Origin of the sequence: Mycolicibacterium chitae, from assembly GCF_900637205.1 — a bacterium.
GTDB lineage: Bacteria > Actinomycetota > Actinomycetes > Mycobacteriales > Mycobacteriaceae > Mycobacterium > Mycobacterium chitae.
The window spans coordinates 881,965-907,171 of sequence record NZ_LR134355.1 but is presented as its reverse complement, the minus strand read 5'-3'; the positions used below and the strand labels follow the sequence as shown (position 1 = coordinate 907,171).

Sequence of the window (25,207 nt, the reverse complement as noted above, 5' to 3'; positions counted from 1 at the left end):
TCAGCGGGACGCCCACCAGGGCGTCCCGCTTCTGGTCGTGCGTGGGCGCTAGGCGCGCGAGACGGCCGAGGCCTCGGCGATCTGTTCGGCGGTGGGCCGAACTCCCGTATAGCGTTCGAACTGCTCGGCGGCCTGCAGGGCGATGACCTCGGCCCCGGTGATCACCCGCTTGCCGGCGGCCCGCCCGGCCGCGATCAGCGGCGTCTCCGAGGGCACCGCCACGACGTCGAAGACCACCTCCGCCGCCGCCACGGTGGATTCGCCGAACGGGTTGTCGTGCTCCTCGGGCCCGCCGGCCATACCCACCGGAGTGGCGTTGACGATGATCGCGGCGGTGGCCCCGCCGACGTGGGGGCGCCACCGATAGCCGAGTTCCTCGGCCAGCACCTGTCCGTCGACCGGATTGCGGGCGACGACGACTCCCTGTCGAAACCCGTTGTCCCGGAATGCCGTACCCACGGCGCGGGCCATGCCGCCGGAGCCGTGGAGCAGCACCGTCGCATCGGGTGCGAGCCCGTGGGAGCCGATGAGCCCCTCGATGGCGAGGTAGTCGGTGTTCGACGCCGTCAACACGCCGGCGTCGTTGACGATGGTGTTGACCGCGTTGATGGCCCGCGCCGACGGTTCCACGTGGTCGACCAGCGCGAGGACATCGGCCTTGAAGGGCATCGACACCGAACAGCCCCGGATGCCCAGTGCCCGCACGCCGCCGATGGCCGCGGCGAGGTCGGTGGTGCTGAACGCCTTGTAGATGAAGTCCAGCCCCAACAACTCGTACAGGTGGTTGTGGAAGCGGGTGCCGATATTGCTGGGCCGCGCGGCCAGCGAGATGCACAGCGTGGTGTCCTTGCTCAGCGGGGGTCGCGACACGTCAGCCCACCGCCTGGATCGCCTGGCGGGCCAGGGCGGCGATCTGGTCTGCCAGCTTGGTGGGCAGCCTGATCCGACTACGCTCCGGCACCGGCATCGTGGTGATCACCACTCCCAGATCCTCCCTCTCCCACACCGCTCCGTACGCGTCGAGAATCCTTCGCATGGACATGTTTTCGCTGAGGACCCGGGCGGTGAACTCCTCCACACCCGCCACCTTCGCCGCGATGGCCAACGCCTTCATCAGGAACGAACCGATCCCGTTGCCCTGGTATTCGTCGCCGACGATGAAGGCAACCTCGGCCGAACTCGCGCCGGCCTCGTCCCGCACGAAGCGCGCGTCGGCCACCACGTCGTCGTCCGCGGTGATGAGCACCCAGACGAAATGGTCCACGTAGTCGACCTCGAACAGGTAGGTCATCAACTCCGGGCTGGGCTCCCGGAAGGACATGAACCGGCGATAGCGCGTTTCGGCGGAGAACGCGACGTGCCCCTTTCCGGCAATCTCCTTGTCCCCCGGCAACGCCGGGCGCAGCAGAAACTGGGCGCCGTCGCGCATGCGCACCGAAATCGGTGCCAGGAACGCCGCCAACCGCTGCCGGGCAATCCGCACCAGATGGCGCAGCACACCGGGCAGTTGGATCAGCTCGGCGAAGGCCGCGTCGTCACCGCGCCAGCCGTGGACCTCGGTGGTCGCGGTCACCGAGGCCACCCGCGGCTGATTCTTCAGCAACGCGATCTCGCCGACGACCTCGCCGGCCGGCACCGCGATCTCGACCGTGGACCCGTTGTCGTCCTGGTGTCGGATGGCCAGCGCGCCGTCGGCGATGATGGCGAAGAAATGCGAGGTGTCGCCCTGGCGCATGAGCACGTCCCCCGCGTTCAGCCGCAGGGGCTCGAGGCGCGTGGCGAGTCCGTAAAGGTCCGCGCCGAAGCAGTCGGCGAAGACTGCCAAACCCGACAGATTATCGGCGCGCTGCGTGATCAGTTCGGCCACGACGATGTCCTTCCGATCGGACGTAACGTTACCGGAAGAGCCGGTCCGCAAACCTGATCCGCGCACTAGCCGCCCGGCTATCGTGGGAGCGTGACCACCACGGAATCCGGTCGGCGTCGACTGGGCACGGCCGCTCGCACCCCCGCCCAGAAGCGTGTCCTCGACGCGGCTCTGGACCTCATCGCCCAGCACGGGGTGAGCGGCACCTCGCTGCAGATGATCGCCGACGCGATGGGGGTGACCAAGGCTGCGGTCTATCACCAGTTCAAGACCAAGGACGAGATCGTCGTCGGGGTCACCGAGATGGAATTGGCCAATCTGGAGGACGCGCTGATCGCCGCGAAGGCGGAGTCCGATCCCGCGCGTGCGCGCAAGGTGCTCCTGACCCAGGTCATCGACATGGCCGTGGCCCGGCGGCCGTGGGTGCGCACGTTGCAGAACGACCCGATCATCATTCGGCTGCTCGGTGAGCACGAACCGTTCCGCGACTTCATCAGTGAACTGTTCGGGGTGCTGCAGGGCGACGAGGACAACACCACCGCACGGGTGTCGGCGGCCCTCTTCTCCGGCGCGATCGGCGGGGCGATCATCAACCCGTTGCTCGACGACATCGACGACGCCACGCTGCGTACCGCGCTGATGCAGTTCACCACCCGGATGATGAACCTTCCGGAGTGATCGCGGCCCCACGCCGAAAAGAACGCCGCCCCCAGCGAATTCGCTGGGGGCGGCGTTCTTGCGAAACTAAGCGTCGATCACCAGTCGCCCATGCCGGGGCCCGGCGCCCAGGGACCCTCGAAGCCCTCGGCGGTGGTGCCGTTGACGGCCTTGGTCGAGTCGCGGGACTCGCCCTGGGCGTTGATCTCACCGGCGTCGGCGAGGCGGGCCTGCGACAGACCGCGCGCGACGCTGGGGTCGACGATGCGCAGCCACTGGTCGGAGACCACCGAAGCCTGCCGGCTGCGAACCTCGGGGCCGGGCGCGACTTCCTCGACCTCGGCGTTGGCCGTTGCGGCGCCGAAGGTGATCAGACCCGCGGCGAGCGCGAAGGCGCCGATTCCAGCAGTGGCCAGCTTCTTCATGTGCGTTACCCCTTGCAGTAGGTAGAAATCTCAAGTGTTTAGGGCGAAGTCCACGATCAGCCTAACAGCGAATCGCCAACCGCGCGCGTCGAGTGAAGAGGTGGAATCAATCCAGGTCAGCGGGGTTAAAACGATCCGGCTGACCGGGTACAAACTCTGTGGAGCTAAGGGGAATCGAACCCCTGACCTACTCGATGCGAACGAGTCGCGCTACCAACTGCGCCATAGCCCCTTGACCGCTAGCAGGCTACCAGCCTGCCGGCGCTGACAAGAAATTGCCTCGTCACTGACCGGCCGCACGCGGCAGGTCGTAGTGCCGCGCGAACGGCACGTAGTCCAGGTGCTCGAACTCGGGGTCCTCGTCGTCGATTTCGAGCACCGCCGCACCGGGTTGACGCAGCCGGGCCGGCACTACGTCAAGATCGCGGTCCTGGGTGTTCTCGACGCCAAGTCGCGAGCGCGCCATCCGCTGCATCCGCCGCCGACGCAACCGCTCCTCAATCCGCGTCTGGCGACGCAGGTAGGCCAGGTACAGGACGGTGATGGTGGCCATCGCGGCGCACGCCCACCAGGCCGCCGGGGACAGCAGGAAGGCCGCGGCCGCGGAGGCCACCAGCAGGACGGCCATGACCGACAGCGTGTTCTTGCGGAAGCGGTACTTGCGCGCGCTGACCGCCGCGGCGGTCTGGGAGTGGTAGCGCCGATCGCGGGTCAGCGGCACCGCGGCCGTGGCCGGTTCGGCCTCGGCCTCGAGCCCCGAGGTGTCCTCGACATACTCGTATTCGGTTCGGGCGCCCTCGAATTCGGTGAAGTCTTCCTCTTCGGCCTGCGGCTCGACCTCAGTCTCGGCTTCGACCTCAGGTTCGGGTTCGGCCTCAGGTTCGGGCTCGGCTGCGGCCTCGACGGGGACCTCGGCCACCGGCTCGGGCTCGGGCTCTGGTTCCGGAGCGGGCGCGGGCTGCGCGTCGGCGTACTCGAGCGGAAGCTCCTCGGTCTGCAGGGCGTCACCCTTCAGTTCGGCTTTCAGCGTGCCGACCGGCAGGGCGCCGGAATCCTCGTCGACGACGTCGACGTCGAGGTAGTCCGGGCCCTCTTCGGCGGCCACCGAGGTCACGACCGCCATCGTCCGACTGCGCGACGGCTTGCCCGTCACCACCACTGGGCCGGTCGCGTCGTCGTCGTAATCATCGAGGTCGTCGTCGGCGTCGTGCTGCCAGTCGGGATCGCTGGCGTGGCCCGCCGCGGGGCGGCCACGCTTGATCAACCGCGCGGCCCGACCGGTATTGAGCACGCGGGTGGCCAGCGCGACGTCGCTGGTGCGCTTCACCGCGTCGCGCTTGTTGACGAGCATGGGCACCAGCACGAACAGCCAGAGCACCACGAGCGAAATCCACAGCAGAGATTGGGGGATGCTTGGCATGGTGGCCTGCTCCTTTCCCCTTCAGGCTAGGTCTGCGACCAGCGCAGCCGTGGACGGCGCGCCGAGACAATTACACACCTGTAATTCGCAGGTTACAAGCACCAACAGCCCCAAAAGTCACATTAGTAACACTGGTTGCACGAATTCGACGCCTGGGGCCGCGAAAATGCCGCCAGGGTTGTGCGCGCGCGGCCGGAACAGCCCTCACGCCATTCTCGACGGAAACAGCAGCCCCCTAGGCCCAGTGCGCTCGCCCGGCCCGCACCAGCGACGCGGCCAGCGAGCCGGCCACCTCCTCGACCGTGATCGCCACCAGCAGATGATCGCGCCAGCCCCCGTCGACGTCGAGATAACGCCGCAGCAGGCCCTCCTCGCGGAAGCCGACCTTGCCCAGCACCGACCGACTCGCGGCGTTCTCGGGTCGCACCGTCGCCTCGACGCGATGCAGCCGCACCGGGCCGAAGCAGTGGTCGACCCCCAACGCCAGCGCGGCCGTCGCCACCCCGCGACCCGTGACCTCGCTGTGCACCCAGTAGCCGATCCACGCCGAGCGCAGCGCGCCGTGGGTGACGTTGCCGATGGTCAACTGCCCGACGAAGCGCCCGTCGAGCTCGATGACGTACGGCAGGATGCGGCCCCGGCGGGCCTCGGACCGCAGCGCCGAACACACCGAGGGCCAGGCCGAAAGCGCGTGCCGCGCAACCCAATCCACCTCCGCGGACGGCTCCCACGGCTCGAGGAAGGGCCGGTCGGAGATCCGCAGCCGACTCCAGGTCGCGGCGTCGCGCATCCGGATCGGGCGCAGCCGCACCACCCCGGCCGCCACCCGCAGCGGCCCCACCGTCATCGGCCATCCGGGATGGATGGTGCTGGGCCCGAAGAAGAAGCGGGACAACTCAACCGCGCTGGGCGAGGAATGCGACGTCGACCACTTCGCCGGTGCGGATCTCCTCGGCCTCGCTGGGAACCTGCACCAGGCAGTTCGCCTCGGCCAGGGTCGCCAGCAGATGCGACGACACCCCGGGGGCCCCGCCGAGCGCCTGCACCAGGTACTCGCCGGTGTCCTGATCGCGCATCAGCTGCCCGCGCAGGAAACCCTTCCGCCCCGGCACCGACGAGATCGGCGCCAGGGTGCGCGCCTGCACCACGCGCCGCATCGGTTGCCGCTTGCCCAGCGACAACCGGATCAGCGGACGCACCATGACCTCGAAGACCACCAGCGCGGACACCGGATTCGCCGGCAGCAGGAACACCGGGACGCCCTCGTTGCCCAGCTGGCCGAAGCCCTGCACGGAACCGGGATGCATCGCGATGCGCGACACCTCCATCTCCCCCAGCTCCGACAGCACCGCGCGCACACCCTCGGCGGCCGCGCCGCCGACCGCGCCCGCGATCACCACGATCTCCGAACGGCTCAGTTGCCCCTCGACCACCTCGCGCAGCTTCTCCGGGTGGCTGTCGACGATGCCGACGCGGTTGACCTCGGCGCCCGCATCGCGACCGGCCGCGGCCAGGGCATACGAATTGACGTCGTAGACCTGCCCGTTGCCCGGGGTGCGGGAGATGTCCACCAGCTCGCCGCCGACCGAGAGCACCGACAGCCGCGGCCGCGGATGCACCAGGACCCGTTCGCGGCCCACCGCCGCCAGCAGGCCGACCTGCGCCGCGCCGATGATCGTGCCGGCGCGCACCGCGACATCGCCGGGCTGCACGTCGTCGCCGGTGCGCCGGACGTAGGCACCGGAGCGCACGCCGCGCAACACCCGCACCTTGGCCTGCCCGCCGTCGGTCCACCGCAGCGGCAGCACCGCATCGGCCAACGTCGGCATGGGCGCACCGGTCTGCACCCGGGCGGCCTGGCGCGGCTGCAACCGGCTCGGGGTTCGCGTCCCGGCCTCGATCACGCCCATCACCGGCAGGCTCAGTTGCCCGTGGCCGGACTCGTCGCCGACACCCAACACGTCGACGCTGCGCACCGCGTATCCGTCGATGGCGGCCTGGTCGAAGCCGGGCAGCGGCCGCTCGGTCACCACTTCCTCGGCACACATCAACCCCTGCGCCTCGGCGATCGCCACTCGGACAGGACGGGGTGCCACAGCTGCGGCCTGCACTCTGGCCTGCTGCTCTTCAACCGAACGCACTATGCGCCTTTCCGCCGTACGGCCCGGATTCTGTCGAGCCGACGGCCAACTACTGCTCGGTCAGGCCCAACCGCTCAACCAACCAGCTACGCAGTTCCGGGCCGTAGTCGTCACGATCCAAGGCAAAGTCAACCGCAGCCTTGAGGTAGCCGCCGGGATTTCCCAAGTCGTGTCTAGACCCACGGTGCACGACCACATGCACCGGGTGGCCCTCGTCGATCAACATCGAGATCGCGTCGGTGAGCTGAATCTCGCCGCCCACCCCGCGGTCGATGCGGCGCAGCGCGTCGAAGATCGCGCGGTCCAGGACGTAGCGGCCGGCCGCGGCGTACGGCGACGGGGCGTCGGCGGCGTCGGGCTTTTCCACCATGCCCTTGACGCGCAGAACGTTGGGGTTGGCCGCATCCGGGACGGCCTCCACGTCGAAGACGCCGTAGGCGCTGATCTCGTCGGGGGGTACCTCGATGGCGCACAGCACCGAACCGCCGCGCTTGGCCCGCACCTTGGACATGGTCTCGAGCACCCCGGTGGGCAGCACCAGGTCGTCGGGCAGCAGCACCGCGACGGCGTCCTCGTCGGGCAGCAGGACCGACTCGACGCAGGCCACGGCGTGTCCGAGCCCCAGGGGTTCGGCCTGCACCACCGATTCGACCTTGATCAACGCGGGCGCGCGCCGCACCTTCTCCAGCATCACCTGCTTGCCGCGGGCCTCGAGGGTGCCCTCCAGGACCAGGTCCTCCACGAAGTGCGCGACCACGCTGTCCTTGCCCTCGGAGGTGACGATCACCAACCGTTCGGCGCCGGCCGATGCGGCCTCGGCGGCCACCAGTTCGATCCCCGGGGTGTCCACCACCGGCAACAGTTCCTTGGGCACGGTCTTGGTGGCGGGCAGGAAACGGGTGCCCAAACCCGCCGCAGGCACGATTGCCGTATGCGGGATCGGTACGTCAGGCCCCTCAGACATGGTCATCACCCTAACTAGATACACGTTCACCGCTCAGTATGGCGCTGCTCGTCCCCCGTTTTGACTACCTGTCATTGTGGACGCTGTGACCCCCGACGCGAAGGCAGAACTGCGCACCCGGCTGATCGCCGCCCGCAAGGCGCTGCCCGCCCAGCAACGGGCCGCCGAGGCCGAGGCCGTGACGTCGGCGCTGCTCGGCTGGTTGCCCGCGCGCGCCCGGACCGTCTGCGCCTACGTTCCGGTGGGCACCGAACCCGGGTCGCCGGCCATGCTCGACGCGCTGGACGGCGCGGGCCTGCGGGTGTTGTTGCCGCTGACGATCACCGCGGGACCGGAGCGCACCCCACTGCCGCTGCGCTGGGCGCGCTACGTCCCGGGCGAACTGGCCCAAGCCGACTTCGGCCTGCTGGAACCCATCGGCGCGCGGCTGCCGGCCGAGGCGATCAGCGAGGCCGACGTGGTGATCGTGCCGGCGCTGGCGGTGGATCGGCGCGGGACACGGCTGGGCCGGGGCGCCGGCTTCTATGACCGCTCGCTGCCGCTGCGCGGGGCGTCGGCGGCGCTGTTGGCCATCGTGCGCGACGACGAGTTCGTCGACGAGTTACCCGCCCAGCCACACGACGTGCCGATGACGCACGTCCTCACGCCGGCGCACGGTGTGCGGCCGCTCTGAGCGCGGCAGGCCCCGCGGGAATGGGGAACGCCACATAGCGGTTCTAGCACTTGAGACGGTAGAGTGCTAACGGTCCTTATCATTTCCTGGAGGTTTTGGTGCCCACCTACAGCTACGCGTGTACCGACTGCGGTGATCGTTTCGACGCGGTGCAGGCCTTCACGGACGACGCCCTGACCAGCTGCACCAAGTGCGAGGGCCGGCTGCGGAAGTTGTTCAACTCCGTCGGCGTGGTGTTCAAGGGCAGCGGCTTCTACCGCACCGACAGCCGCGAATCCGGCAAGAACTCCTCGGTCAAGAGCGAGAAGTCGTCCGACTCCTCGTCCCCGTCCTCGTCGTCGGAGAAGTCCTCGAGCGGGTCGAGCGACAAGAGTTCGTCGTCGGCCCCGGCTTCCGCCGCCAGCTGACCGGCGACGGCTCAGCACACTGAGTCGTTGGTGCACTCATCGCCGGCGTTGACGCCGCCCACGCGATCGAGCGCCAAGTCGCGCGGGACCGCCTTGAACGACCCGCGCACGATTCCTTGCGTCGACATGATCTCGGACTGATGTTTCTTGGGATGGGCCGTCTCGGCGTGCGCCATCCCACCCAACCCGATGAGAGCCGCGATCGCCGCGGCCGCCGCGAGCCCGGCAACACCGATTGTTCGCATCTGATGGCTCCTGACTGATCGAAATTGGAAGGCCTGCACCAGTAGAAGCTACGAGCGGGCTGGCCGATCCGCGCGCCGGGCAAGCGCTCTGTACGCAACCTCGCGGCTTATCCACAGCCTGACGTTCGCGCGCACAACACCTGGGTCGCGGCCGCTTAGTGTGCGGTCATGGCCTCGGGTGGTTCGTCGCTGGATCCGACCGCGCTGACCCGGTTGCGCCAAGCCCTGCAGCCGGAGTGGGTCCACACCGTGCGGGCCCGTCGCATCGCCGCGGGCGCCCTAGTCCTGCTCGCCGGAGCCTCGGCCCTGCGCGCCAATCCCGACGGCGACCGGGCGGCCGTGCTGGTGGCCGCGCACGACCTGGCGCCTGGGGTCGCGCTGACGGCCACCGACGTGCGCGTCGAGCACCAACTGGCCGCCACCCTTCCCGACGGCGCTCAGGGCGATCTCGCCGCGGTGGAGGGCGCGACGGTGGCCGGCCCGGTGCGCCGGGGCGAGGTGCTGACCGACGTTCGGTTGTTGGGTTCGCGCCTGGCGGAGCGGACGGCGGGTGCCGACGCCCGCATCGTGCCGGTGCAATTGGCCGACAACGCGGTGCTCGACGTGATCCGCGGCGGCGACGTCGTCGACATCCTGGCGGCCCCGGATTCCGAGCCGGACGCCCAGCCCCGCGTGGTCGCCACCGATGCCGTGGTGGTGCTGGTCTCGGCTCGACCGAAGGCGGCGACGGGGGCCAACGACCGGGTGGTCCTGGTCGCACTGCCCGCGCCCGCGGCAAACAACGTCGCGGGCGCCGCGCTGACCCAGGCGTTGACGCTGACCCTGCACTGAAGCTGTTCTACGCCGATGGCGCACTTCTCGTGGCAAACAGGACTACCTTTGGCGATGCCAAACACGCCATCGTGAGAAAGGTCTGTCCCTATGTTGAAGGGGTTCAAGGAGTTCATATCGCGTGGCAACGTGATCGACCTTGCGGTCGCCGTTGTCATCGGCGCGGCGTTCACCGGGTTGGTGACCGCATTCACCGACAGCGTGGTCCAGCCGCTCATCGACCGGATCGGGGCCAACCCCGAGGAGCCCTACGGGATCCTGCGCATCCCGCTCGGTGGCGAGCAGTTCATCGATTTGAACGCCGTGCTGTCGGCGGCCATCAACTTCCTGCTGGTGGCGTTGGTGCTGTACTTCGTGATCGTGCTGCCGTACAAGAAGCTCAAGGAACGCGACGCCGAGGTCGACGAGGAAGACACCGAGCTCACGCTGCTCACCGAGATCCGAGACCTGTTGCAGCAGAACGCCAATGGTTCCACCTCCGGTCGGCACGGCGCCCCGCAGTAACGACCCCCCCAACGGAAATCGCCCCCCGGCACGGATGCCGGGGGGCGATTTCTGTGAGCGAATGTCAGTTCATGTTCCAGGGCTCGCCATAGGTGGTGACGCTGTCGCCGGTCGAGGAGATCAACCGGGCGAACGGACGCAGCAGCACACCGCCGGCAGCACCGGTCACGGTGCCGTGTGCGTTGGAGACGACCACCGCGCCGGCCTCACCCGCGACGTCCACCGAGAAGGTGGCCACTTCCTGGATGCCGGGGCCGTTGCCCAGGTCAGCGGAGATCGACACACCCGGGAACAGCGGCGGGGTCACGATGCCGTCGAATCCGAACGGGCCGCCGCCCTCGAGGCCGTCGAACGCGATGTTCGGGGTGGTGTAGCTGAAGTTGATGCCCACACCCAGCGACCAGGGGAAGCCGACCTGGTAACCGAGTTCCAGGACACCCTCGAACTCGTCGGCACCCTCGCCGGCGACGTTGTAGGAGGCCTTGCCGGAGTGGAACCACTCGCGGGTCAACCGGTTGCGGTCGAGGGGGAACACACCGTTGAGGAAGGTGTCCCACTGCTGGATCGTCAGGGTGCGGCCCTGACCGTCCACGACGCTCAGCTCATTGTCCAAGCCAGCATGTGAGGTGCCCGTGCTCACGAACATCGTGGCGAATGCGGCGAGGATCGCCACCAGCACTCGACTGAATACCTTCATGTTCTCCCTAGCTGTGTCAGCGGTGATCCGGGGGGCTCACCGAAGGGGTGTTCGCAGCCGATGGCACGTCGTGTCACCAGCCGCCACATAAGAGAGGGTCAATGAGATGTCCCACAGACCACTCTTACGTTTCGCTCATCGTTTGCGACACGAGGAACATAACGGGGTGGGCACTACCCGGCAACGCGAAGCGACCCGCGATCAGGGCACGACAGAGAGTGCCCAAAGTTTGCTGGAGAATTCCCCGTGTTGACAACACATGTTCCGACCTGCATGTACGGCGCAGCTGTGGTACGCGGCACTACGCCAGAACTTTCTTGGACGTGCGCCGACTTAGGCGACCCTTAGTGCCTAGTGAAGCAGGTAAAAAGCGGTCAGGAATGATGCGGCGGGACGTTGTCGCGCAGCCACTGATCACGGTCGCCTTCGTCGCGCGCGCCGTCCGGATCGCGCTCATCCGAGGACTCCTGCGGAATTTCAATACCGAAGATCTTGTTAACTGTATTCCGGTCTCGGGGTGACGAACCTGACACAGTCCCTCCCGTTGTGTGATGAAGATCACACGTCGCCTATTTTCCCTGTTCACGTGCACGTAACGCAATACATGCACACGGGACCACAACCGTTACGAGAAAAGCAAACGCCGGGGGTGAGTACACCCCCGGCGTGTCGGCCGAACGAATTGCGTTTGCTCGAAAACGTGTTCAGATCTCCAAGCTCGACAGCTGCCCGATGACGTGAGCGGCCAGCGGGTTCAGCGTTGCCATGCCGTCGCGCACCGCGGCGCGTGAGCCCGGCAGGTTGACCACCAGGGTGCTGCCCGAGATCCCGGCCAGGCCGCGGGACACCCCGGCGTCCGAGATGCCCGCGGAAAGCCCCGAGCCGCGCAGCGCTTCGGCGATCCCGAGCAATTCGCGGTCCAGGATGTCCAGGGTGGCCTCGGGCGTGACATCGCGCGGGGTGACCCCCGTGCCGCCCACGGACACCACCAGATCGACACCGCCGATCACGGCCGTGTTCAGGGCGTTCCGGATCTCCACCTCGTCGGCGGCGACCACCACGACGCCGTCGACGACGAACCCGGCCTCGTTGAGCAACTCGGTGACCAACGGCCCGCTGTGGTCCTCCTCGCCATGCGCGGTCCGGTCGTCCACGACCACCACCAGCGCCCTACCCACCAGCTCCACAGGCTGTTCCATAGCTGTCACCGTATATCCGGCTGCGGACAGCGGGATGACGGGATCGGTCAACAACGGCGGCAGCTGCCTCGTCACTGGCCCGCCTCGCCCAAGGTGACCTGCACCGATCCCGGTTTGCCACCCTCGTCCAGATAGCTCACCGTGATGGTGTCGCCGGGCGCCTTGGACCGCACGGCCGCCACCAGGGCATCCGCACTGGCGATGACGCGGTCGTCCACCTTGATCACCACGGCGCCGCTGGGCAGCCCCGCGGCCGCCGCGGCGCCACCCTCGGTGACCTCGACGATCTTGGCGCCGTTGGACGTGGTGTCGTTGCTGACCTGGACACCCAGCGACGCGCGTGAGGCCTTACCGGAGCTGATCAGCTCGTCGGCGATCCGCTTGGCCTGGTCCACCGGGATGGCGAAGCCGAGTCCGATGGATCCGCCCTTGGGGCCGCCGACGGCGTCGCCGCCCAGCGTCGCGATCGCCGAGTTGATGCCCACCAGTTCGCCGTTCATGTTGACCAGCGCGCCCCCGGAGTTCCCCGGGTTGATCGCCGCGTCGGTCTGGATGGCGTCCAGCACGGTGTTCTGGTTGTTGGTGTCGCCGGCGGTCGAGACCGGGCGGTTCAGCGCGCTGACGATGCCCGTGGTGACGGTGCCCTCCAGGCCCAGCGGTGAGCCGATCGCGACGACGTACTGCCCCACCTTGAGGTCGGCCGAGGATCCGATGGTGATCGGCGTCAGGTCGGACACGCCTTCGGCGCGCACCACCGCGATGTCGCTGAGCGGATCGGTACCGACGACCGTGAAGGGCGCGGTACTGCCGTCGGCGAACGTGACGGTGGTGGTGGGCTTGGCGTTTCCGCGGTTGCGCGGGATCTGCGGGCGGTCGGGGTCCAGCGGCGCCGCGCCGGGGCCGGGCACCGGGCTGTTCGCCGCGGCCGACACCACGTGATTGTTGGTGAGGATCAAGCCGTCCGAGGTCAGGACCACCCCCGAACCCTCCTCGTTCGCCCGGCCCAGGCTGGTCTCGAGCTTCACGACGCTGGGGACGACCTTCATGGCCACCTGCTCGATGGAACCCGCGGGCACGTTGGCGGCCGGCACACTCGGGGCGGCGCCGGTCACCGTCGTCATGGTTGACGACGTCTGCTCGTCGGGCTGGGCCAGAAGTGCCACGCCGCCACCGATTCCCGCCGAGACCGCCGCGATGGCCAATGCGCCGACTGCCAAAGCCGCTGTGCGGGAACCGCTCCGAGGCTTTGCCGGGCGCGGTACCGGCGCCTGCGGACCGGGCCGGTAGGGGCCGTACGGTGGGCGCGGCTGCTGCGCGCTCTGCTGCGTGGCGTAGCGCCAGTCGTAGCCCTGCTGGTACGCGCCCGGATATGGTTGCGGCGCATGCGGTTCCCCGACGGCACGCGGTCCGTGCTGGCCGTGCTGGTGCGGCGAGTACCTCGGGTCGTTCGTCATGTGTCCTGTGCTTGTCCTTCAAGTCAAAGCGCGGTCACAATGACCGGCTGTCCCCTACTTTGCCCGTGTCGACTGAGAATCCACTGAGATAACACTCTGCTGCGCTGGTGATTCGTTCCCATTGTGCTCGCCACCACTGTGCAGATCGTGGTGTGACACGGGCGGCAGTGGCGCGCCGGGCAGCAGCACGTAGATGGCGGTACCCGGCGGATCGCCGCCCGGGACGGTGTCCTCGACGCGCAGCGCACCGCCGTGTTTGAGCACAACGTGTTTCACGATCGCCAGGCCGAGACCGGAACCGGGCATGGCCCGCGCCTCCGGGGACCGGTAGAACCGCTCGAACACCAGATGTCGATCGGCCACCGGAATGCCCGGCCCCCGGTCGGACACCACCAGTTCGGCGTGCGCGGGGTCCAGCTGTGTGAGCTTCAGTCCCACCCGGCCGCCGGACGGGCTCCACTTGGCGGCGTTGTCGAGCAGGTTGAGCACCGCGCGGGACAGTCCCGCCGCGTCGCCGTAGACCTGCCACGGGGCGACGTCGACGTCGAACTCGATGTCGTTGCGGCGCCGACGAACCCGCTCGAGGCACCGGTCCACCACCTCGGTCATGTCGACCGCCTCGTGGACCACCCCGCCGGCGTCGTCGCGGGTGAGGTCCACGAGATCGCCGACCAGGGTCGACAATTCCTCGATCTGACCGATGACGTCCGTGCGCAGATCGGCCATCTCCGACTCCGGCAGCGGCGGCGCACCGGGCTGCTGTGCCGCGATGAGCAACTCGACGTTGGTGCGCAGTGACGTCAGCGGCGTCCGCAGTTCGTGGCCGGCGTCGGCCACCAGTCGGCCCTGTCGCTCGCGGGATTCGGTGAGCGCGCGCAGCATCGTGTTGAACGCCTCGGTCAAGCGCGCCAGTTCGTCGCTGCCGAACACCGGGATGGGCCGCAGGTCGTCGGTGCGCGCCACTCGTTCGGCGGCTTCGGTGAGCCGGGCGACCGGACGCAATCCGGTGCGAATGACGATGCCGCCCGAAATCGCCGCCACCGCAACGCCGATGCCGCCGACCACGAGCAGGACCCATCGCAGCTTGCTCATCACCGCGTCGGTGGGCGCCAAGCTCTTGGAGATCAGCAGCGTGCTGCCGTTGGGCAGATGCACCGCCAGGATCCGCTGGTCGGCCGCGGTGCGACGGGACATGAACAGCTCACCGCGGATGACGGCCTTTTCGGTGGCACCGATCGGCAGCGTCTGCCCTTCCTGGTTCGCGGTGTAGATCGAGCGGCCCGGGTTGATCAGCATCGCGTTGACGTCGGAGTACGCCGTGCCTTCGATGGCCTTCCCGGGATCGGCGGCCAATGACCCGCTGGCGATCAACAATTGGGCCCGGCTCTGCAACTGGTTGTCGATGTCGTCGTACAGCGCCGCGGCGACCACCGCGTAGACCGCGACCGCCATCAGGACCACGACCATCGCCACCATGGACATGGCCAGCAACATCACCCGCCACCGCAGCGACAGCGATGTTGTGGCCCGGAGCGGGGGCCGCTTGAGCGGCTGGGGTTGCAACAACGCCATCAGAACCTCAGCGTCACGGCGGCGTCTCGCGCAGCACGTAACCCACCCCGCGCACGGTGTGGATCAGCCGTGACTCCCCTTCTGCCTCGGTCTTGCGTCGCAGGTAGCCGACATACACCTCGAGGGCGTTGCCCGAGGTCGGGAAGTCGAATCCCCAGACCTCCTCGAGGATGCGGCTGCGGGTCAACACCCGCCTCGGGTTCGCGATCAGCATCTCCAGCAGCGCGAACTCGGTGCGGGTCAGGCTGATGTGCCGATCACCGCGGGTGACGTCGCGGGTGGCGGGGTCCAGGGTCAGATCGGCGAACGTCATCGCCATCGAGTCGGCCTGGTCGTCGCCGGTGGTGCGGCGCAGCAGGGCCCGCATCCGCGCGAGCAGTTCCTCCAGCGCGAAGGGTTTGGGCAAATAATCGTCGGCGCCGGCGTCGAGCCCCGCCACGCGTTCGGACACCGAATCGCGGGCGGTCAGCACCAGGATCGGCAGATCGTCGCCCGAGCTGCGCAGTTGCCGACAGACCTCCAGGCCGTCGAGCCTGGGCATCATCACATCGAGGATCACCGCGTCCGGGCGATCCTCGGCAATGGCGTTCAGCGCCTCGACGCCGTCCTCGGCCAGGCTCACGGAGTACCCGTTGAAAGTTAGGGACCTGCGCAGGGACTCGCGGACGGCGCGATCATCATCAACGACAAGAATCCGCACAGCAACCAGTGTTATCCCAACGCCTGAGACCAGGCTGAGAGGCGCGCCGCGGCGGGTTCAGGTCAGCGCTTGTCGAGATCGACCAGACCCAGGCGGGCGGCCTTGAGCAGGCGCCGCGGCACCTTGTGCTGCTGACCTGCGACAGTGACGTTGACCAGGCCGGTGGCCTCGGTCTTCCACTGCGCGCGACGGCTGCGGGTGTTCGAGCGCGACATTCTCCGTTTGGGCACGGCCATGACGTGCATCTCCTTAGCTTTTGGGGACCCGAAGGTCAGTCGCGCAAACCCAGCGACGACAGTTGCTGATCAGGATAGCGGGTGACCTGCGTGCGCCCCAAATCAAGATGTCCCTCATCTCTTGACCCGGGACCGGCGGTACCGGGTAACGTGCCGAGGTGGCCGGCGAGGGTGAGGAGTGCGCGTGACGGGTGCGGTGCGCATCGGCAACTGCTCGGGTTTCTACGGCGACCGCCTCGCGGCCATGCGGGAGATGCTCGAGGGCGGCGAGCTGGACTACCTGACCGGTGACTATCTGGCCGAGTTGACCATGCTCATCCTCGGACGCGACCGGATGAAGAACCCCGAGGGCGGCTACGCCAAGACCTTCCTGCGCCAACTCGAGGACTGCCTGGGGCTGGCCCAGGACAAGGGCGTGCGCATCGTCGCCAACGCGGGCGGCCTGAACCCGGCCGGCCTGGCCGCCGCCGTGCGCGCCCTGTCCGACAAACTCGGCCTCGGTGTCCGCGTCGCGCATGTCGAGGGCGATGACCTGCTGGGTCGCGCCGCCGACCTCGGCTTCGGCGATGTGCTCACCGCCAACGCGTATCTGGGCGCCTGGGGCATCGTGGACTGCCTGCAGTCGGGGGCAGACGTCGTCGTGACCGGGCGCGTCACCGACGCCTCGGTGATCGTCGGCCCCGCCGCGGCGCACTTCGGCTGGCGCCGCACCGACTACGACAGACTCGCCGGCGCGGTGATCGCCGGGCACGTCATCGAGTGCGGCATCCAGGCCACCGGCGGCAACTACGCGTTCTTCACCGAGGTGGCCGACCTCACCCACCCCGGTTTCCCGCTGGCCGAGGTGCACGACGACGGTTCCGCGGTGATCACCAAGCACCCCGGCACCGGCGGGCAGGTCAGCGTCGGCACCGTCACCAGCCAACTGCTCTACGAGATCACCGACGGTCGCTACGCCAACCCGGACGTGACCGCGCGGATGGACAGCGTGCGGCTCACCGAGCAGGGAACAGACCGGGTCGCGATCACCGGCGCGGTGGGCGAGCCGCCGCCGCCCACCCTCAAGGTGTCGCTGAACAGCATCGGCGGCTTCCGCAACACCGTGACCTTCGTCCTGACCGGGCTGGACATCGAGGCCAAGGCCGCGTTGGTGCGCCGCCAACTGGAGGCGGCGTTGCCGACCCGGCCCGCGGAGTTGCAGTGGAACCTGGCCCGCACCGACCATCCCGACGCCGACACCGAGGAGACCGCGAGCGCGCTGCTGCACTGCACCGTCCGCGACGCCGACCCTGCCAAGGTGGGACGGCAATTCACCAGCGCCGGAATCGAACTCGCGTTGGCCAGCTACCCGGGTTTTCACGTCACCGCACCGCCCGGCGACGGTCAGGTGTACGGCGTGTTCCGCCCCGGCTACGTCGCCGCCGGAAAGGTGCCCCACGTCGCGGTCCATGCCGACGGCACCCGCACCGACATTCCTGCGGCCGACGACACCCGCGAACTGCGACCCGTCGACGACACACCGCTCCCCGAGGCCCTGCCCGACGGGCGGACTCGGCGGGTGCCGCTGGGCACCATCGCCGGCGCGCGCAGCGGCGACAAGGGCGGCAACGCCAACATCGGCGTCTGGGTGCGCACCGAGGAGCAATGGCGCTGGTTGGCCCACACCCTGACGGTGCCCGCGCTGCGGCAGTTGCTGCCGGAGACCGCGGAGTTCACCGTCACCCGGCACCTGCTGCCCAACCTGTATGCGGTGAACTTCGTCATCGAGGGCATCCTCGGCGAAGGGGTGGCCTACGCCGCGCGCTTCGACCCGCAGGCCAAGGGCCTCGGTGAATGGTTGCGAGCTCGGCACCTCGACATCCCCGAAAGGCTGCTGCCGTGAGCATCTGGACCACCCCCGAGCGCGATCAGTTGCGCAAGACGGTGCGCGGGTTCGCCGAGCGCGAGATCCTGCCCCACGTCGACGATTGGGAACGGGCCGGTGAACTCCCCCGCGACTTGCACCGCAAGGCCGCCGAGGCCGGCCTGCTCGGCGCCGGCTTCCCGGAATCGGTCGGCGGGGAGGGCGGCGACGGGGCCGACGCGCTGGTGATCTGCGAGGAGCTGCACGAATCAGGCTGTCCGGGAGGAGTTTTCGCGTCGTTGTTCACCAGCGGCATCGCGGTGCCACACATGGCGGCCTCCGGAGATGTCCGGCTGATCGACGCGTTCGTCCGGCCGACGCTGCGCGGCGAAAAGATCGGCGCGCTGGCCATCACCGAACCGGGCGGCGGATCCGACGTCGGGCACCTGACCACGCGCGCCGTCCGAGACGGCGATCACTTCATCGTCAACGGCGCCAAGACCTACATCACCTCCGGGGTGCGCGCGGACTACGTGGTGACCGCGGTGCGCACCGGCGGGCCGGGGGCCGCCGGCGTCTCGCTGCTGGTGGTGGAGAAGGGCACACCCGGTTTTCAAGTGACCCGCCGGCTCGACAAGATGGGCTGGCGTTCCAGCGACACCGCCGAGCTGTCCTACACCGACGTCCGGGTTCCGGCGGCCAACCTGATCGGCGCCGAGAACAGCGGCTTCCTGCAGATCGCCGCGGCCTTCGTCTCCGAGCGGATCGGCCTTGCCGCCCAGGCGTATTCGAGCGCGCAACGCTGCCTCGACCTCACGGTCGCGTGGTGCCGGGACCGCGAGACCTTCGGGCGGCCCCTGATCTCCCGGCAGGCGGTGCAGAACACGCTGGCGGAGATGGCGCGACGGGTCGACGTCGCGCGGGTGTACTCCCGGCACGTCGTGGAACGCCAAGTCGCCGGCGGACCCGACGCCGCGAACCTGATCGCCGAGGTGTGCTTCGCCAAGAACACCGCCGTGGAGGCCGGTGAATGGGTGGCCCACCAGGCTGTCCAGTTGTTCGGCGGGATGGGTTATATGGCCGAATCCGAGGTCGAACGCCAATACCGGGACATGCGGATCCTGGGAATCGGCGGCGGGACCACCGAAATCCTGACCGGGTTGGCCGCCAAGACGCTTGGATATCTCCCATGACCGTGCTGCCGTCCACGCTGGACACCGACTCGGCGGCGTACTCGGAGGCCGCCGCGGCGCTGACCGCCAAGCTCGCGGAGCTGGAGGCCCAGTTGGCCGAGGCGGTCGCCGGCGGCGGGACCAAGTATGTCGACCGGCACCGGGCCCGCGGAAAGCTCACGGCACGGGAGCGGGTCGAGGCCCTGGTGGATCCGGACTCGCCGTTCCTGGAACTGTGCGCGCTGGCCGCCTACGGCAGCGATTTCCAGGTCGGCGCGAGCGTGGTCACCGGCATCGGCGTGGTCGAGGGCGTCGAATGCATGATCGTGGCCAACGACCCCACGGTGAAGGGCGGCACCAGCAATCCGTGGACACTGCGGAAAACACTGCGGGCCAACCAGATCGCGCTCGAGAACCGGCTACCGGTGATTTCCCTGGTGGAATCCGGCGGTGCGGACCTGCCCACCCAGAAGGAGATCTTCATCCCGGGCGGTCGGCTGTTCCGCGACCTGACCCGACTGTCGGCGGCCGGCATCCCGACCATCGCGCTGGTGTTCGGCAATTCGACCGCCGGTGGGGCCTACATCCCGGGCATGTCCGACCACGTCGTGATGATCAAGGACCGCTCCAAGGTGTTCCTGGCCGGACCGCCGCTGGTGAAGATGGCCACCGGGGAAGAATCCGACGACGAAGAACTCGGTGGCGCCGAGATGCACGCCCGCACCTCGGGTCTGGCCGACTACTTCGCGGTCGACGAACTCGACGCCCTGCGGATCGGCCGGCGCATCGTCACCCGACTGAACTGGACCAAGAAGGGCCCGAAGCCCCGGGCGTTCGTCGAGCCGCGGCTGGCGGCCGAGGAACTGATCGGGATCGTGCCCGCCGACCTGCGCATCCCGTTCGACCCGCGCGAGGTGATCGCCCGCGTCGTCGACGACTCCGACTTCGACGAGTTCAAGCCCCTCTACGGCAGCTCGCTGGTCACCGGGTGGGCCACCGTGTGCGGATACCCGCTGGGCATCCTGGCCAACGCGCGCGGCGTGCTGTTCAGCGCGGAATCGCAGAAGGCCACCCAGTTCATCCAGCTGGCCAACCGCTCCGACACGCCACTGTTGTTCCTGCACAACACCACCGGCTACATGGTGGGCAAGGACTACGAGGCCGGCGGCATGATCAAGCACGGTTCGATGATGATCAACGCGGTGTCCAACTCGACCGTGCCGCACATCTCGCTGCTGATCGGGGCGTCCTACGGCGCCGGGCACTACGGCATGTGCGGGCGCGCCTACGATCCCCGGTTCCTGTTCGCCTGGCCCTCGGCGAAGTCGGCCGTGATGGGCGGCACCCAGCTCGCCGGCGTGCTCTCGATCGTCAGCCGCGCCGCCGCGCAGGCACGCGGCCAGCAGGTCGACGAGGACGCCGACGCGGCCTTGCGCGCGGCCGTCGAGGCCCAGATCGAGGCGGAATCGCTACCGATGTTCCTGTCCGGTCGGCTGTACGACGACGGCGTCATCGACCCGCGCGACACCCGCACGGTGCTGGGAATGTGCCTGTCCGCCATCGCCAGCGGCCCGATCGAGGGGACGTCGAACTTCGGCGTCTTCCGGATGTAGCCGATGATCACCAAGGTTCTGGTTGCCAACCGCGGCGAGATCAGCCGCCGGGTGTTCGCCACCTGCCGACGGCTGGGCATCGGCACCGTCGCCGTCTACACCGATCCCGACGCCGAGGCCCCGCACGTCACCGACGCCGACACCCGCGTCCGGGTGGACAGCTACCTGGATGCCGAGGCGCTGGTGGCCGCGACCCGGGCGGCCGGGGCGGACGCCGTCCATCCCGGCTACGGATTCCTCTCGGAGAACGCGGCGTTCGCCGAGGCGGTGACGGCCGCCGGCCTGGTCTGGATCGGGCCGCCCGCCGCGGCGATCGCCGCGATGGGGTCCAAGGTCGAGGCCAAGAAGACGATGGCCGCCGCCGGGGTCCCGATCCTCGACGAACTCGACCCGGCCGGCCTGACCGCCGAGCAGTTGCCGGTCCTGGTGAAGGCCTCCGCCGGTGGCGGCGGGCGCGGCATGCGCGTGGTCAGCGACCTGGCCGCGCTGCCGGACGCAGTGGCCTCGGCGCGCCGCGAGGCCGAGTCCGCCTTCGGCGACCCCACCGTGTTCTGCGAGCGCTACCTGCCCACCGGCCACCACGTCGAGGTGCAGATCCTTGCCGACCACCACGGCACGGTCTGGGCGGTCGGCGAACGGGAATGCTCGATCCAGCGTCGGCATCAGAAGATCATCGAGGAGGCCCCGTCCCCGCTCGTGGAACGGGTGGCGGGCATGCGCGGCAGGCTGTTCGACGCGGCCCGCCTGGCGGCCGAGGCGATCGGCTACACCGGGGCCGGGACGGTGGAGTTCCTCGCCGACGGGCACGGCGAGTTCTACTTCCTGGAGATGAACACCCGGCTGCAGGTCGAGCACCCGGTCACCGAGGCGACCACGGGGCTGGACCTGGTGGAACTGCAACTGCGGGTGGCCGAGGGCGATCGCCTCCCTCCCGAACCACCGGCGGCGCAGGGGTATTCGATCGAGGCCCGGCTCTACGCCGAGGACCCGGCCAAGAACTGGCAGCCGCAGGCCGGCACCGTGCGGCACTTCGCCGTGCCCACCGCCCGCAGCGAGTTCGAAAGTTCGGGCCGGCCCGAGATCCGGTTGGACTCCGGCGTCGTCGATCGGACGACGGTGTCCATTCACTACGACCCGATGCTGGCCAAGATCATCTCCTTCGCGCCGACCCGTCGCCGGGCCGCGGCCATGCTGGCCGATGCACTGGTCCGCACCCGCCTGCACGGCCTGCGCACCAACCGCGACCTGCTGGTCAATGTCCTTGGGCACCCGGCGTTCCTGGCCGGCGACACCGATACCGCGTTCTTCGACACCCACGGCCTGGCCGCGCTGGCGGCACCGCGGGTGGGCGCGGCGGGCCTTCGCCTGTCGGCCGTGGCCGCGGCGGTGGCCGACGCGGAACACAACCGCGCCGCCGCGCCGGTGGCGCTCGGCGCCCCGATCGGTTGGCGCAATGTGCCGTCGGCCAACCAGAGCAAGACCTACCGGGACGGCGCCGGCGACGAGCACCGCGTCGCGTACCGGTTCGGTCGCACCGGCCTGATCCTGCCCGACGACGACGGTCTGCGCCTGGTGTCGTCGGCGCCGGCCCGCGTCGTCCTGGCCGATCCGTCCGGCGTCGAAACTGCCTACGAAATAAGCCGATACGGGGACACCGTCTGCGTGGACTCGCCCCGCGGCGGGGTCGAGTTCACCGTGGTGCCCCGGTTCGTCGAGCCCGGGACCGCGGTGGCGGAGGGCTCGCTGGTGGCGCCGATGCCCGGCGTGGTGACTCGCACGGGCGCCGAGGTCGGGCAGGCCGTGACCGCGGGGCAGCCCCTGGTCTGGCTGGAGGCCATGAAGATGGAACACACCTTGGCCGCCCCCGGGGACGGCATTCTCACCGAACTCCACGTCACGGCCGGTCAGCAGGTCGAGATGGGCGCCGTGCTGGCACTGGTCGCCGACCCCACCACAGAAGAGGAAAGCTCACGATGACGGACACCGGTTTCATCGAAAGTCCCGAGCGGCAGGCGCTGCGTTCGGCGGTCGCCGCGATGGCGGCCAACTACGGGCCCGAGTACTACCTGGAGAAGGCCCGCGCTGGCGAACACACCAGCGAATTGTGGGCCGAGGCAGGCAAACTCGGGTTCATCGGGGTGAATCTGCCGGAGGAGTACGGCGGCGGCGGGGCCGGCATGTACGAGCTGTCGCTGGTGATGGAGGAGATGTCGGCCTCGGGTTGCGCGCTGCTGATGATGGTGGTGTCGCCGGCCATCAACGGCACCATCATCGCCAAGTTCGGCACCGACGAGCAGAAGCGCCGCTGGCTGCCCGGCATCGCCGACGGGACCGTGACCATGGCCTTCGCGATCACCGAACCCGACGCGGGTTCCAACTCGCACCGCATCACCACGACCGCGCGCCGCGACGGCAGCGACTGGATCCTGTCCGGGCAGAAGGTGTTCATCTCCGGGGTCGATCAGGCGCAGGCGTTGCTGGTGGTGGGCCGCACTGAGGAGGCCAAGACGGGCAACCTCAAGCCGGCGCTGTTCGTGGTGCCCACCGACACCCCGGGCCTGTCGTGGACCAAGATCGACATGGAGATCGTCAGCCCGGAGTTCCAGTTCCAGGTGTTCCTCGACGATGTGCGGCTCCCCGCCGACGCGCTGGTGGGCTCGGAAGACGCCGCGATAGCGCAGTTGTTCGCCGGGTTGAATCCGGAACGGATCATGGGCGCGGCCAGCGCGGTGGGCATGGGCCGCTTCGCGATCGGCAAGGCCACCGAGTACGTCAAGACCCGCCAGGTGTGGAAGACGCCGATCGGTGCGCACCAGGGCATCTCGCATCCGTTGGCCGCCAACCATATCGAGGTCGAACTGGCCAAGTTGATGATGCAGAAGGCGGCCACGCTCTACGACAGCGGCGACGACTTCGGGGCCGCCGAAGCCGCCAACATGGCCAAGTACGCCGCCGGGGAGGCGTCGGTGCGCGCGGTCGATCAGGCCGTGCAGTCCCTGGGCGGCAACGGTCTGACGAAGGAGTACGGCATCGCCTCGGTGCTCACGGCCTCCCGCCTGGCCCGCATCGCGCCGGTGAGCCGGGAGATGATCCTCAACTTCGTCGCCCAGACCTCGCTGGGCCTGCCCCGCTCGTACTGATGGACGCAGCCCAGGAGCCGAGGGTCGACTACCGCGTCGAGGGGCGGGCCGCCCGACTGACGCTGAACTCGCCGCACAACCGCAACGCCCTGTCGACCGAACTGGTCAGCGGCCTGCACGAGGGGCTCCGCGCCGCGGTTGCCGATCCCGAGGTCCGGATGGTGCTGCTCGGGCACACCGGCGGCACGTTCTGCGCGGGCGCCGATCTCAACCAGGCCTCGGGTAGTTCCGCCGATCCCGAGATGCTGGCCGCCGAACGCGGCCGCGAGATGACGGCGCTGCTGCGAGCCCTGGTGGAGTGCCCGCTGCCGGTGATCGGGGTGATCGACGGGCATGTCCGCGCCGGCGGCATGGGGCTGGTGGGCGCCTGCGACATCGTGGTCGCCGGACCGAACAGCACCTTCGCGCTGACCGAGGCGCGCATCGGCGTCGCGCCCTCGATCATCTCGCTGACCCTGCTGCCGAAGCTGACCCCGCGTGCTGCAGGTCGCTATTACCTGACCGGAGAGACCTTCACCGCCCAGGTGGCCGCGCAGATCGGGCTGGCGAGCATCGCCGCCGACGACGTCGAGGCCGAGGTGGCGAGGCTGGCCGCGGCGCTCGCGAAGGGATCGCCGCAGGGCCTCGCGGCATCGAAGCGCCTGACCACGGCCACAATCCTGGCGGGGTTCGACCGCGACGCCGAGGAGTTGACCCGGGAGTCGGCGCGGTTGTTCGTCTCGGCGGAGGCCCGGGAGGGGATGCTCGCGTTCCTACAGAAGCGGCCACCGAATTGGGCCGAAACGGTCACGGAACCTAACGATTAGCCGACCTCGCTTTGCGGTTGACAACACGCGTCGTAGGCTCGTCAGCGATGAGCGATTCAGCACAGCGCGACTCATCACTACGAGCCGCGGACACCGACCGGATACAGGCCGCCCAACTGCTGACCGATGCGGCAGCACAGGGGCTGCTGGACCTGTCGGAATACGAGAGCCGCCTGAACAAGGCCTATGCCGCGGAAACCTACGGTGAGCTGGACCGACTCTCGGCCGATCTGCCCGTCATCGCCAACACTCGCCGCGGTGCGTGCAAGCCCGCCCCCTCGACCGTGCTGCTCGCGATCCTCAGCGGATTCCAGCGCCGCGGCCGCTGGAACGTCCCGCAGAAATTGACGACGTTCACGTTCTGGGGCGGCGGTGTCATCGATCTGCGCTACGCCGACTTCACCTCGCCCGAGGTGAACATCCGCGCCTACTCGATCATGGGCGGGCAGACCATCCTGTTGCCGCCGGAAGTCAACGTCACGGTCGACGGGTCGGGTGTGATGGGCGGATTCGACCACGTCGAGGAGCACGGTTCCCCCGGCGCACCGAAGATCCGGATCCACGGTTTCGCCCTCTGGGGCAACGTCGGCATCAAGCGCAAGAACCGCCGGCCGCACGGCCCGGACGACGTCAGCTAGCCG

At 68.9% G+C, this 25,207-nt stretch carries 26 protein-coding genes and 1 tRNA gene; 12 read left to right on the top strand and 15 right to left on the bottom strand.

What is annotated here, in order from left to right:
• Positions 1-48: 48 nt before the first annotated feature.
• Positions 49-870, bottom strand: a complete 822-nt coding sequence (locus EL338_RS04355; protein WP_126332606.1) for a shikimate 5-dehydrogenase — start codon at positions 868-870, stop codon at positions 49-51.
• A 1-nt stretch (position 871) separates the two neighbouring features.
• A complete protein-coding gene (gene pat, locus EL338_RS04350) occupies positions 872-1,867 on the bottom strand; it encodes an acetyltransferase Pat (RefSeq protein ID WP_163792014.1) in 996 nt (331 codons plus the stop codon).
• Between the two features lie 90 nt (positions 1,868-1,957).
• Between pat and EL338_RS04345 the strand changes: the two genes are divergently transcribed.
• Positions 1,958-2,545 (top strand): TetR/AcrR family transcriptional regulator, encoded by a 588-nt coding sequence (locus EL338_RS04345; protein ID WP_235666370.1) that lies wholly within the window; start codon positions 1,958-1,960, stop codon positions 2,543-2,545.
• A 77-nt stretch (positions 2,546-2,622) separates the two neighbouring features.
• Here EL338_RS04345 and EL338_RS04340 read toward each other — a convergent pair whose 3' ends face one another.
• The 6 genes from EL338_RS04340 to EL338_RS04315 form a co-directional block, all read right to left on the bottom strand.
• Positions 2,623-2,949 (bottom strand): hypothetical protein, encoded by a 327-nt coding sequence (locus EL338_RS04340; RefSeq protein ID WP_126332605.1) that lies wholly within the window; start codon positions 2,947-2,949, stop codon positions 2,623-2,625.
• 159 nt (positions 2,950-3,108) lie between these two features.
• Positions 3,109-3,181 (bottom strand) — tRNA-Ala (locus EL338_RS04335).
• A 51-nt stretch (positions 3,182-3,232) separates the two neighbouring features.
• Positions 3,233-4,369, bottom strand: a complete 1,137-nt coding sequence (gene sepX, locus EL338_RS04330; protein WP_126332604.1) for a divisome protein SepX/GlpR — start codon at positions 4,367-4,369, stop codon at positions 3,233-3,235.
• Positions 4,370-4,604: 235 nt separating this feature from the next.
• A complete protein-coding gene (locus tag EL338_RS04325; RefSeq protein WP_126332603.1) occupies positions 4,605-5,216 on the bottom strand; it encodes a GNAT family N-acetyltransferase in 612 nt (203 codons plus the stop codon).
• Positions 5,217-5,265: 49 nt separating this feature from the next.
• The gene (gene glp / locus EL338_RS04320) at positions 5,266-6,510 is read right to left on the bottom strand and encodes a molybdotransferase-like divisome protein Glp (RefSeq protein ID WP_126332602.1); all 1,245 of its coding nucleotides are present in this window, start codon (positions 6,508-6,510) and stop codon (positions 5,266-5,268) included.
• Positions 6,511-6,559: 49 nt separating this feature from the next.
• Positions 6,560-7,474: a UTP--glucose-1-phosphate uridylyltransferase gene (locus EL338_RS04315; RefSeq protein WP_126332601.1), complete on the bottom strand. Its 915-nt coding sequence runs from the start codon at positions 7,472-7,474 to the stop codon at positions 6,560-6,562.
• An 85-nt stretch (positions 7,475-7,559) separates the two neighbouring features.
• On the opposite strand from EL338_RS04315, the gene EL338_RS04310 reads away from it, so the two are divergent.
• Complete coding sequence (locus EL338_RS04310) at positions 7,560-8,147, top strand: 5-formyltetrahydrofolate cyclo-ligase (RefSeq protein WP_126332600.1); 588 nt, start codon at positions 7,560-7,562, stop codon at positions 8,145-8,147.
• Positions 8,148-8,245: 98 nt separating this feature from the next.
• A complete protein-coding gene (locus EL338_RS04305) occupies positions 8,246-8,554 on the top strand; it encodes an FmdB family zinc ribbon protein (protein ID WP_126332599.1) in 309 nt (102 codons plus the stop codon).
• 11 nt (positions 8,555-8,565) lie between these two features.
• Here the strand turns inward: EL338_RS04305 and EL338_RS04300 are convergent, their stop codons facing one another.
• Complete coding sequence (locus tag EL338_RS04300; protein ID WP_126332598.1) at positions 8,566-8,799, bottom strand: hypothetical protein; 234 nt, start codon at positions 8,797-8,799, stop codon at positions 8,566-8,568.
• Between the two features lie 168 nt (positions 8,800-8,967).
• Between EL338_RS04300 and EL338_RS04295 the strand changes: the two genes are divergently transcribed.
• Both EL338_RS04295 and mscL read left to right on the top strand, forming a co-directional pair.
• Positions 8,968-9,630, top strand: coding sequence for an SAF domain-containing protein (locus EL338_RS04295; RefSeq protein WP_126332597.1), 663 nt, complete (start codon positions 8,968-8,970; stop codon positions 9,628-9,630).
• 90 nt (positions 9,631-9,720) lie between these two features.
• Positions 9,721-10,134, top strand: a complete 414-nt coding sequence (gene mscL, locus EL338_RS04290; RefSeq protein WP_126332596.1) for a large-conductance mechanosensitive channel protein MscL — start codon at positions 9,721-9,723, stop codon at positions 10,132-10,134.
• A gap of 64 nt (positions 10,135-10,198) precedes the next feature.
• Here the strand turns inward: mscL and mspA are convergent, their stop codons facing one another.
• The 6 genes from mspA to rpmF form a co-directional block, all read right to left on the bottom strand.
• Entirely contained in the window at positions 10,199-10,831 is a 633-nt protein-coding gene (gene mspA, locus EL338_RS04285) for a porin MspA (RefSeq protein ID WP_126332595.1), read from the bottom strand.
• Positions 10,832-11,535: 704 nt separating this feature from the next.
• Positions 11,536-12,030 (bottom strand): MogA/MoaB family molybdenum cofactor biosynthesis protein, encoded by a 495-nt coding sequence (locus EL338_RS04280; RefSeq protein WP_126332594.1) that lies wholly within the window; start codon positions 12,028-12,030, stop codon positions 11,536-11,538.
• Between the two features lie 71 nt (positions 12,031-12,101).
• Positions 12,102-13,484, bottom strand: a complete 1,383-nt coding sequence (locus tag EL338_RS04275; RefSeq protein ID WP_126332593.1) for a S1C family serine protease — start codon at positions 13,482-13,484, stop codon at positions 12,102-12,104.
• 54 nt (positions 13,485-13,538) lie between these two features.
• Positions 13,539-15,056: a sensor histidine kinase gene (locus EL338_RS04270; protein WP_126332592.1), complete on the bottom strand. Its 1,518-nt coding sequence runs from the start codon at positions 15,054-15,056 to the stop codon at positions 13,539-13,541.
• A 13-nt stretch (positions 15,057-15,069) separates the two neighbouring features.
• On the bottom strand, positions 15,070-15,756 hold the full coding sequence (locus EL338_RS04265; RefSeq protein ID WP_126332591.1) for a response regulator transcription factor: 687 nt from the start codon (positions 15,754-15,756) through the stop codon (positions 15,070-15,072).
• 62 nt (positions 15,757-15,818) lie between these two features.
• Positions 15,819-15,992 (bottom strand): 50S ribosomal protein L32, encoded by a 174-nt coding sequence (rpmF, locus tag EL338_RS04260; RefSeq protein ID WP_126332590.1) that lies wholly within the window; start codon positions 15,990-15,992, stop codon positions 15,819-15,821.
• Positions 15,993-16,188: 196 nt separating this feature from the next.
• On the opposite strand from rpmF, the gene EL338_RS04255 reads away from it, so the two are divergent.
• The 7 genes from EL338_RS04255 to EL338_RS04225 are packed head-to-tail and all read left to right on the top strand — an operon-like array spanning position 16,189 to position 25,204.
• Positions 16,189-17,874: an acyclic terpene utilization AtuA family protein gene (locus EL338_RS04255; RefSeq protein WP_126336671.1), complete on the top strand. Its 1,686-nt coding sequence runs from the start codon at positions 16,189-16,191 to the stop codon at positions 17,872-17,874.
• Positions 17,871-19,028, top strand: coding sequence for an acyl-CoA dehydrogenase family protein (locus tag EL338_RS04250; RefSeq protein WP_126332589.1), 1,158 nt, complete (start codon positions 17,871-17,873; stop codon positions 19,026-19,028). The genes EL338_RS04255 and EL338_RS04250 overlap by 4 nt, the downstream gene beginning before the upstream one ends.
• Positions 19,025-20,620 carry an acyl-CoA carboxylase subunit beta gene (locus EL338_RS04245; protein ID WP_126332588.1) on the top strand — a complete coding sequence of 532 codons (1,596 nt, stop codon included), beginning with the start codon at positions 19,025-19,027 and terminating at the stop codon, positions 20,618-20,620. The genes EL338_RS04250 and EL338_RS04245 overlap by 4 nt, the downstream gene beginning before the upstream one ends.
• A gap of 3 nt (positions 20,621-20,623) precedes the next feature.
• Positions 20,624-22,597, top strand: a complete 1,974-nt coding sequence (locus EL338_RS04240) for an acetyl/propionyl/methylcrotonyl-CoA carboxylase subunit alpha (RefSeq protein WP_126332587.1) — start codon at positions 20,624-20,626, stop codon at positions 22,595-22,597.
• A complete protein-coding gene (locus EL338_RS04235) occupies positions 22,594-23,760 on the top strand; it encodes an acyl-CoA dehydrogenase family protein (RefSeq protein WP_126332586.1) in 1,167 nt (388 codons plus the stop codon). Before EL338_RS04240 ends, EL338_RS04235 begins: the two co-directional genes overlap by 4 nt.
• On the top strand, positions 23,760-24,566 hold the full coding sequence (locus EL338_RS04230) for an enoyl-CoA hydratase family protein (RefSeq protein ID WP_126332585.1): 807 nt from the start codon (positions 23,760-23,762) through the stop codon (positions 24,564-24,566). The genes EL338_RS04235 and EL338_RS04230 overlap by 1 nt, the downstream gene beginning before the upstream one ends.
• Positions 24,567-24,613: 47 nt before the next feature.
• Positions 24,614-25,204 carry a DUF1707 SHOCT-like domain-containing protein gene (locus EL338_RS04225; protein ID WP_126332584.1) on the top strand — a complete coding sequence of 197 codons (591 nt, stop codon included), beginning with the start codon at positions 24,614-24,616 and terminating at the stop codon, positions 25,202-25,204.
• Positions 25,205-25,207: the final 3 nt, after the last annotated feature.

Excerpts from the sequence above, each read along its gene's own strand:
- EL338_RS04340 (WP_126332605.1), bottom strand. The coding sequence starts at position 2,949 with ATGAAGAAGCTGGCCACTGCTGGAATCGGCGCCTTCGCGCTCGCCGCG.
- sepX (WP_126332604.1), bottom strand. The coding sequence starts at position 4,369 with ATGCCAAGCATCCCCCAATCTCTGCTGTGGATTTCGCTCGTGGTGCTC.
- EL338_RS04325 (WP_126332603.1), bottom strand. The coding sequence starts at position 5,216 with ATGACGGTGGGGCCGCTGCGGGTGGCGGCCGGGGTGGTGCGGCTGCGC.
- EL338_RS04315 (WP_126332601.1), bottom strand. The coding sequence starts at position 7,474 with ATGTCTGAGGGGCCTGACGTACCGATCCCGCATACGGCAATCGTGCCT.
- EL338_RS04300 (WP_126332598.1), bottom strand. The coding sequence starts at position 8,799 with ATGCGAACAATCGGTGTTGCCGGGCTCGCGGCGGCCGCGGCGATCGCG.
- EL338_RS04295 (WP_126332597.1), top strand. The coding sequence starts at position 8,968 with ATGGCCTCGGGTGGTTCGTCGCTGGATCCGACCGCGCTGACCCGGTTG.
- mscL (WP_126332596.1), top strand. The coding sequence starts at position 9,721 with ATGTTGAAGGGGTTCAAGGAGTTCATATCGCGTGGCAACGTGATCGAC.
- mspA (WP_126332595.1), bottom strand. The coding sequence starts at position 10,831 with ATGAAGGTATTCAGTCGAGTGCTGGTGGCGATCCTCGCCGCATTCGCC.
- EL338_RS04280 (WP_126332594.1), bottom strand. The coding sequence starts at position 12,030 with ATGGAACAGCCTGTGGAGCTGGTGGGTAGGGCGCTGGTGGTGGTCGTG.
- EL338_RS04275 (WP_126332593.1), bottom strand. The coding sequence starts at position 13,484 with ATGACGAACGACCCGAGGTACTCGCCGCACCAGCACGGCCAGCACGGA.
- EL338_RS04270 (WP_126332592.1), bottom strand. The coding sequence starts at position 15,056 with ATGGCGTTGTTGCAACCCCAGCCGCTCAAGCGGCCCCCGCTCCGGGCC.
- rpmF (WP_126332590.1), bottom strand. The coding sequence starts at position 15,992 with ATGGCCGTGCCCAAACGGAGAATGTCGCGCTCGAACACCCGCAGCCGT.
- EL338_RS04245 (WP_126332588.1), top strand. The coding sequence starts at position 19,025 with ATGACCGTGCTGCCGTCCACGCTGGACACCGACTCGGCGGCGTACTCG.
- EL338_RS04240 (WP_126332587.1), top strand. The coding sequence starts at position 20,624 with ATGATCACCAAGGTTCTGGTTGCCAACCGCGGCGAGATCAGCCGCCGG.
- EL338_RS04235 (WP_126332586.1), top strand. The coding sequence starts at position 22,594 with ATGACGGACACCGGTTTCATCGAAAGTCCCGAGCGGCAGGCGCTGCGT.
- EL338_RS04230 (WP_126332585.1), top strand. The coding sequence starts at position 23,760 with ATGGACGCAGCCCAGGAGCCGAGGGTCGACTACCGCGTCGAGGGGCGG.
- EL338_RS04225 (WP_126332584.1), top strand. The coding sequence starts at position 24,614 with ATGAGCGATTCAGCACAGCGCGACTCATCACTACGAGCCGCGGACACC.